6 protein-coding genes are annotated in these 7,991 nt (G+C 55.5%); 4 read left to right on the top strand and 2 right to left on the bottom strand.

The genetic code is table 11. The features are described from left to right. The coding region (locus tag RMSM_RS10795; RefSeq protein ID WP_040765564.1) for a PVC-type heme-binding CxxCH protein at positions 1 to 1,753 on the top strand (1,753 nt) is incomplete at its 5' end. A 393-nt stretch (positions 1,754 to 2,146) separates the two neighbouring features. On the opposite strand, the gene RMSM_RS10790 is transcribed toward RMSM_RS10795, so the two are convergent. Together RMSM_RS10790 and pssA are read right to left on the bottom strand one after the other, a co-directional pair. Beyond that, the gene (locus tag RMSM_RS10790) at positions 2,147 to 2,815 is read right to left on the bottom strand and encodes a class I SAM-dependent methyltransferase (RefSeq protein WP_008695282.1); all 669 of its coding nucleotides are present in this window, start codon (positions 2,813 to 2,815) and stop codon (positions 2,147 to 2,149) included. A 622-nt stretch (positions 2,816 to 3,437) separates the two neighbouring features. Then, on the bottom strand, positions 3,438 to 4,457 hold the full coding sequence (pssA, locus tag RMSM_RS10785; protein ID WP_008695277.1) for a CDP-diacylglycerol--serine O-phosphatidyltransferase: 1,020 nt from the start codon (positions 4,455 to 4,457) through the stop codon (positions 3,438 to 3,440). A gap of 391 nt (positions 4,458 to 4,848) precedes the next feature. Between pssA and nadB the strand changes: the two genes are divergently transcribed. The 3 genes from nadB to RMSM_RS10770 all read left to right on the top strand — a co-directional run. Beyond that, on the top strand, positions 4,849 to 6,507 hold the full coding sequence (gene nadB / locus RMSM_RS10780) for an L-aspartate oxidase (RefSeq protein WP_040765562.1): 1,659 nt from the start codon (positions 4,849 to 4,851) through the stop codon (positions 6,505 to 6,507). Positions 6,508 to 6,537: 30 nt separating this feature from the next. After that, a complete protein-coding gene (locus tag RMSM_RS10775; protein ID WP_008695272.1) occupies positions 6,538 to 7,554 on the top strand; it encodes a lipase family protein in 1,017 nt (338 codons plus the stop codon). Next, on the top strand, positions 7,551 to 7,991 hold a 441-nt coding region (locus tag RMSM_RS10770; RefSeq protein WP_008695269.1), incomplete at its 3' end, for an AAA family ATPase. The genes RMSM_RS10775 and RMSM_RS10770, both read left to right, overlap by 4 nt.

Raw genomic sequence — 7,991 nt, 5'->3', positions numbered from 1 at the left:
GGGATTCGACGATTGGGGGCGAAAATTTGTTTCCTCCAACAGTGATCACATTCAACAAGTGATGTACGAAGATGCGGACATCGCCAGAAATCCGTTTGTTGTTCCGCCGCCATCGCGAATTTCAATCGCTGAGGATGGTCCACAAGCGGAAGTGTTTCGCACCAGTCCCGTTGAACCGTGGCGTATCGTGCGAACGCGGTTGCGAGTATCGGGTGCTGTCAAAGGTGTGGTCGAAGGAGGCGGACGCGCGGCGGGTTACTTCACCGGCGCCACCGGCGTGACGATCTATCGTGGCGATGCTTGGCCCGCCCAATGGAAAGGCCACGCCTTCGTCGGCGACGTGGGCAGCAATTTGATTCATCGCAAACGGCTTGATCAGAATGGATTAGAGTTCGTCGCAAAACGAATGGATGATCAAAGTGAATTCGTCACCTCGACCGATATTTGGTTCCGACCGGCCCAATTTGCCAATGCACCGGATGGAACACTGCACGTGATCGATGTCTATCGCGAAGTGATCGAGCATCCGTTGTCGTTGCCCGAACAGATCAAAAAGCATCTCGATTTGACCTCGGGACGTGATCGCGGACGAATCTATCGGATCGCTCCCACGCCTTACCGACACCGTCGTTTCCAAGGTCTCGCCGACTCAAGTACCCCCGAACTCGTTGAATTGCTCGCCCATGCAAACGCATGGCATCGCGAAACCGCTGCACGACTGTTGTACACACGGCAAGATCCATCCGCAGTCGAGCCTTTGCGGGCATTGGTCCAAGACAATCCATCGCCGCTGGGACGAATGCATGCATTGTATGCACTGCAGGGACTCACCGCGCTGGACGCCTCGATCCTGCATCGCGGGTTGAACGACATTCATCCGCAAGTGCGTCGGCATGCATTGCGATTGACCGACTCAGTTAAACTCACGCCCTCGATCTTGCAGCGGCTCTCTGAAATGACCGAAGATGAATCGATCGAGGTTCGATACGAATTGGCATTTGCGTTGGCGAATACCAAAGGGGACGTTCGCGTGAACAGCTTAACTCGCATCCTCAGCCGCAACCCCAACGACCGCTGGATACGTGCATCGGTGCAAACGTCGATTGGGGATGATGCCGACAAATTGCTTGTTCGCTTAAACGAGAACGAATCGATGGGCGGTAAATCGGCAGCGACGTTTAAGCAGCAATTGGAACAGCAAATTGCGGCGCGAGCACGCAATGCGGATTCCAACGGTGACGAGCGTTCACGTCAACGAGTCACCGCATCCACGGCGGTTCGATCCCCTGAGTCCATTGCGGATCGGCAACGGGTCGTGGCAAAGTATCGCGACGCGCTCACGATGCAGAGCGATCCTGATCGCGGACGCGAACACTTTAAAAAGCACTGCAGCGCGTGCCACCGCGTCGAATCGGTGGGGCACGAAATTGGCCCCAACTTGGCGACGATCAAATCACGGGGAGAAGAAACCGTGTTGACCGCGGTGCTCGATCCCAATCGCGAGGTGAATCCACAATACATCAACTACGTGGTTTCGACACTCGATGGAGAAATTGTATCGGGAATGATAATCGACGAAGGGGCGACGAGCTTGACATTGCGTCGAGGCGACAATGTTACCGACACGGTTCTGCGAATCGACATCGACGAACTAAAGAACACCGGTTTGTCGATCATGCCCGAAGGATTCGAAGATGCAATGGACAAACAAGCCATCGCCGATTTGATCGCCTATCTGATGCAAGCGCCTTAGGCACGTCACCAACTGCACCTCTCCCAAACGAAGTTTAGGGAGAGGTCGAGCAGAGCCTTCAGCGATTGCTCGGGTGAGGGCTCGTCTCCGGCTCACTTGCACGCAACACCAACTTCGCCTCCCCAAAGCTTTGCTTTAGGGGGAGGTCGGATGGAGCCTTCAGCGACATCCAGACGGGGCTGTCTCCGGCTCGCTCGCGCGTCGCTATTTGTCGAAGCAGACGCTTGAACGCGAGATTGCTCGGTCGTCCCTCACCCGAACGAGGCCTAGAGGGCCCGTTCGACCTCTCCCGTGCTTCGCTCGGAAGAGGTGACTCGTGTACCGGCCACCTTTGAAAAGCAAGTTTGCAATCGCGTTTGCATCTCACCAATCCAAGATCAACATGCGACGACGCTATACGCTCGCTTCATCGGACTTGGTCACGGTGGCTTGCATGATGGTGAAAAACGAAAGCGGGGTCGGTTTGTAACAACGATCAAACCTCAGCGGCAGTCCTGCCACAACGTCCTGAAGATCCAGATCGGTTCGCCAACCGAGCCGACGAGTGATGTTGCCCGCAGAATCCACGACCTTCGCAATGAGCGAATTCTCGCTACGGAAATGATTGACCATCAAGATCTTTCCGCCTGGCCGGCAAACTCGCACCATCTCGCTCATCATCGAACGCGGTTTCGAGACGACACTGATCGTATGAAACGACGTAACCACATCAAAGCTGGCGTCGGGAAACGTCAAACGCTCGGCGTTCATCGGCAAGACATTGATGTGCTGCCACGATTTCTGCTCGATCAGTTGTTCCGCCTCGGCGAGCATCGATTCGGAAAGATCCACGCCGGTAAGCCGAATGTCGTGCGGATAGCTGTCGAGCGACAATCCGGTGCCGACCCCCACTTCGAGGACCTCGGTGCCCGCAGAAATGTTCATCGCGGCAATCGCGCTGCGAATATTTCGCTTGGCAACCGCAGGCCATAATCCTTGGTAAACCGGAACCAAGTTGTCGTACAGTCGGCTGCGGTGTGGCTCGGCCGTTTTTGTTTTCTTCGGTGGCGAAACAGTGCTCATTGGTCCTGAAACCCTGTGAAAAACTCAGTCATGCTGATTCAATATCAATGCTGGCTTACCCTACGTTTCGCCCGCGTTGCCTCGAAGCATCGCAGTTTTCATCCGCGTGTCAACTCGAACACTGCAGCGACTGCGAGGCCGTTAAGTCGTTATTAGGATAGCGTTTAGGACCATCCAGCAAACAGCCCCAAAGTCGATTTTGAACCTATCTATTACACGTCTATTACAAATTGATAGTCGCTAGGAAGTGCAAAACCGTCAATTCACCATTTCACCACGGTTTTGCTGCCGCATTCAATACGATCGAAATGCCCCCAAATTCCGCCAAGCGGCAATCCATTCCGCGCAGAACCGACGCCAATAGCCCAATGCCATCTACTTTGGCAACCACTGGAGATGCTCAAGTAGTGGGATTCGCCAGAATTCCCATCTTTGCTGTTGAAACACCTGGAACTCTGGCGAGTCCCACTACGAAAGTAGATGGCATTGGCCCCCCGCAGTTCGCATCAAAAATCTTGTGCGAAAACATCGTGGTGGCATCACTCCTGGATCGCCACGACCTTCTCACGCGAGCACAGCAAGTCGTTTCCGCGAAAGGAGTTAGCGGCGCGTCGACTTGCGTCTATTCGTCCAATGTGGCCGGTTCCGGCGATGCAGCCTTGCTGCCCCACAGCGATCGGACCGGAGGACCAAATGCGTAGTAGCAGAACGCGATCGGCAGGGCGACCCAGTGCAACAGGAAGCCGCCCACAATCGCAAACAACGCTTGACCAAACTGGTGAGTGGACCAACGTCCACTTACCAACTGCTGGAACACATGCGGGTATTGGAAGCGAGAAGTCATCAAATACGCCAACACGACCGCAAGAAACGGAATCACATAATGAGCCGACAGCAGGGCGTATTGGGCGACAATGTGAGCGAATTCGGGATAGACCGGGTCGGTCGCAATCGAAGCCAAGTCGGGCATCGCGATCGCAAACGCAGCGATCGTCCCGGCAGCCGCCGGGCTAGGCAGTCCTTCGAAACCATCATGCGGATCGTCGTCATCGGTTTCGACATTGAATCGAGCCAAGCGAATAAGCACACAAAGGGTGAACAGAACGCCGATCGTCCAGCTGAGCTTCTCCGGAAAAACGTCGCTGATTCGCCACACAATCACCGCCGGAGCGGTCCCAAAGGTGATCGCGTCACACAAACTATCCAATTCGCCCCCGAAACGACTTTCCTGGCCAGTCAGCCGGGCGGCCGAACCATCGAGCGCGTCGAAAACCATCCCGATGAAAATTAAAACTCCGGCGACAAACAGTTTTTCTTCGGGTTGACGTGCCAATGAGTCGCTCATCGCCACCGAAATCGCGGCCATCCCACAGACGGCGTTGCCCAGCGTCAAAAGGGTGGGCAGAACCGCCAGATTAAACTTTCGCTTTCGGCGTTTGCGGTTTTTCTTTGACAACAATCGTTTGCCCAGCCGGACCTTTTCACGCCGGCCTGGAGCGTCCGAGGCGTCGAGCGTCTCCAAGTTCTCAGCGTCAAGCACCGCATCCACTTCGCCGGATTCATCAATGGGTTCATCAACAGCATCTTCGCTGGAACGCCCGCGAGAACGGCTGCCAAACAAACTTCGTTTGAGTTCACTCATGGATTTTTATTGTGATTCCAACTCGGATAGTGCCGGCAATTCCGGCGGTGGGGGATGGGAAACGCCGGAGGCACGGGGATGATTTTTGGCTATGGGCGTCCGGATCGGACGGATGTCGGGCAATCGAGGCGATTCAGACGTCTTTTTGACGTGATCGGATCGAAGTTTTGTTTTCTCAGCTTAATCATACGCCGCATCGCCGCGGCGTCGAAAACGCCGGTTTGACCATTTCCGGCAATGTGGTTCGATTTTTCACGTCGTATCGATTTGGGTTGCCGATCGCCGTCATTGTGTTTGCGAATGCACCGCTACCGGTACTCATGGTTCACCAGCGTATCCGCTATAACAGCGGTATGTCGATATGCGAAGCTACCGGAGAGAGACGACGTCCATGATGACCCCCCGTTATTTGATGCCCTTTGATACGCGAAGATCACTCCATCGGTTTACCGATGTGTTGATCATCGGGGGTGGTCTAGCCGGTTTGCGAGCCGCGAATGCGGTCGAGTCCAACCGCTCGGTATTGGTGGTCACCAAAGACAAACTGCGGGAATCCAACAGCAATTATGCTCAGGGTGGTATCGCCGGAGTTGTCGATCCTGATGATCGTTTCGAAGACCATGTCATCGACACGATGGATGCCGGTGGAAATCTTTGCGATAGCGGCACCGTCGACATGGTGATTCGCGAAGGCCCGCGAAGGATCGACGAATTGATTCGCTGGGGGACGCGATTTGACGAAGCCGATGGCATCTTAGCACTCGGCCGCGAAGGAGGCCACAGCCGCGAACGGATTGTGCACGCGCAAGGCGATTCGACTGGAGCCGAGATCATGCGGGCGGTAATCGACCGCACTCGCAACTTGCCCAACGTCGACATCTGGGATAACGCCTTTACCGTTGACCTGTTGACCTACGAAGGCCGTTGCCGCGGTGCGATCATCGTCGGCCCCGACAATCGTCCGTTGATGGTGTGGGCAAAAGAAACGATCCTTTGTACCGGTGGCGCGGGACAAGTTTATCGCGAATCCACCAATCCGCCTGTTGCCACCGGTGACGGATTGGCGATTGCCTATCGCGCCGGCGTGCAGTTGCGTGACATGGAATTCATCCAATTTCACCCCACCGTGCTGTACATCGCGGGTTCATCGCGTTCCCTGATCACCGAGGCCATTCGGGGCGAGGGCGCGCACTTGGTCGATGCGTCCGGGCACCGATTCATGCTGGAGTACGATCCACGGGCCGAATTGGCACCACGAGATATTGTCAGCCAATCGATCATTCGGCAAATGAACGCCACCAAACATCCCTGTGTCTATCTAGACCTTGCCCATCTCGACGCGGACAAAGTTCGCAAACGGTTTCCGGGGATCGCCGAAGCGTGTGCCAAGTTTGGGTTGGACATCACCAGCGACCGCATTCCCGTTCGCCCAGGCGCCCACTACATGATCGGCGGAGTCACGGTGGACCGCCAAGGCCGCACGAGTTTGCCGGGATTGTGGGCCGCTGGTGAAGCGACCAGCAGCGGGCTGCACGGCGCGAACCGACTGGCCAGCAACAGTTTGCTCGAAGGCTTGGTCTATGGGGCTCATGCCGGCGAAGCTGCCTCGCGCGCGGCAGCCGAGAGTGTGAATAAGCTCGAAGCGTTACCGATTCAGCACCCGATTCATTTGCAGCGTGAATCGTTTGATGTTGCTGACGTGCGAGTCTCACTGAAAAGCTTGATGGGGCGATGGGCGGGGGTCGAACGTGACGCCGGAGGGCTGCGCGAAGCCGAAGATTCGATCCGCTCGTTTGCGGCCTACGTCATGTCGCGACAATTTGATACGGTCGAAGGCTGGGAATTGCAAAACATGTTGTTGGTCGCGTCGTGTGTCGTCCGCTCGGCGTTGGTCAGAAATGAGTCACGCGGTGTCCACTTTCGTTCGGACTTCCCGCACAAGGATGACGAAAATTGGCGTCGGCATCTGACGCAACAGATTGACGTCGACGGCGGACACCCAAAAATAGGGGAACCGCTTGAGCCGAACGAAATCACACGTTCGAATTAGCACACGTCTCAAGGAAAGGGAACTGCAATCATGATCGAAGAAACCGTCAACAATCTGATCAGCGACCCAGGCGAAGTGGCGTTTGTCGTCCATTCGCGGGTCCGCGGTCCGATTCGAGATTTGACGTTTTTGCAGCGAGCGTTGTTGTTCGCCGAATTGTCGATGATTTCGTACAACGACGAAGACGAAGCGAGGCGTGCCGCCAAGATCGCCGGCTTCGACGATGTGACGTTCTACGACCGCGACGGTTCGCAAGCGTATCGTTTTCGTAACGATTTCGACTGTGTCATCGCGTGTCGGGGCACCGAACCGAACGAATGGAACGATATCCAAGCCGATGCCAATGCGGCGTCAGTGGTCGCCGAGACGATTGGCAAAGTCCATCGCGGATTCAAACGCGAAGTCGACGATCTGTGGCCGATGATCGAAACCGCGTTGATGAGTAACGATCAACCACTTTGGTTTTGTGGCCATTCACTCGGTGGGGCAATGGCGACCATTTGCTCAGGCCGCTGCTTTCTTTCGCATATTCCATCGAATCCCGAACAACTATATACCTACGGCAGCCCACGGGTCGGCGATAACCGTTACGTTAACTACGTAGCGCTCGATCATTTTCGCTTTGTTAACAACAACGATATCGTCACTCGCGTCCCCCCGCTGCTGCTCGGCTATCGCCACTGTGGCAGCGAAGTTTACATTGACCGCAAAGGGCGGCTCGGGCGACTGAATATGCTGATGAGACGACGCGATCGATGGTGGGGGTTTATCCACGGTTTGCGCCGCTGGAAAATAGACCATTTTGCTGACCACTCGATTCACAATTATATCACGGCCATCTTGGCCGCAGTACAAGCCGAGCAAGCTGAACTGGGCGACGGCGGTATCGCCAAAACCGGTGCGGAATATGCCGGCGACGAGCGTGAATACACTGAAGAGGAAAGAGTCGATTTGCCCCATTTGAAACCTCGCATGACAACCTCCGAAAAACAACAAAAGTCACCCCACGATGGCTTTGACACGAACAAAATGAGAGTTCAAGGATGAGCGGTTCGCAACCAAGTCAGAAACACCGCCCCACGACGGAGGCGACTCAGCAAGCGGCGCCCGGACATATCGAAATCGATGGCGTTCGCTTGAAACTGTCGCATCCCTATGAAGCCGCCGGGCAATGGATCGGTCAACAAGAAGTCTTGATGCAGTTGTTGGCGTGTTGGATTTCGGTCGACGATTCGGATCTTCCACTAACGCCTCGATTGATTGGTTCGCCTGGTGTGGGCAAAACTCAATTGGCGATCGCTGCGGCCAAGGCACAAGGGCGTCCGCTGTACATTTACCAGTGCACTGCCGACACCCGTCCCGAAGACCTATTGATCACCCCGGTACTCAGCCAAGGCGGCGAGATTGCCTATCACGCGTCACCGCTTGTCACAGCGATGATCACTGGCGGCATCTGCATCTTGGACGAAGGCAATCGGATGAAC

The sequence above is a fragment of the Rhodopirellula maiorica SM1 genome (assembly GCF_000346295.1).
Classification (GTDB): Bacteria; Planctomycetota; Planctomycetia; order Pirellulales; family Pirellulaceae; genus Novipirellula; species Novipirellula maiorica.
The sequence above is the reverse complement of the archived record's forward strand: the minus strand, read 5'-3'. Positions and strand labels throughout refer to the sequence as shown.

Coding starts and splice junctions, on each gene's coding strand:
- RMSM_RS10790 (WP_008695282.1), bottom strand. CDS start 2,815: ATGAGCACTGTTTCGCCACCGAAGAAAACAAAAACGGCCGAGCCACAC.
- nadB (WP_040765562.1), top strand. CDS start 4,849: ATGATGACCCCCCGTTATTTGATGCCCTTTGATACGCGAAGATCACTC.
- pssA (WP_008695277.1), bottom strand. CDS start 4,457: ATGAGTGAACTCAAACGAAGTTTGTTTGGCAGCCGTTCTCGCGGGCGT.
- RMSM_RS10775 (WP_008695272.1), top strand. CDS start 6,538: ATGATCGAAGAAACCGTCAACAATCTGATCAGCGACCCAGGCGAAGTG.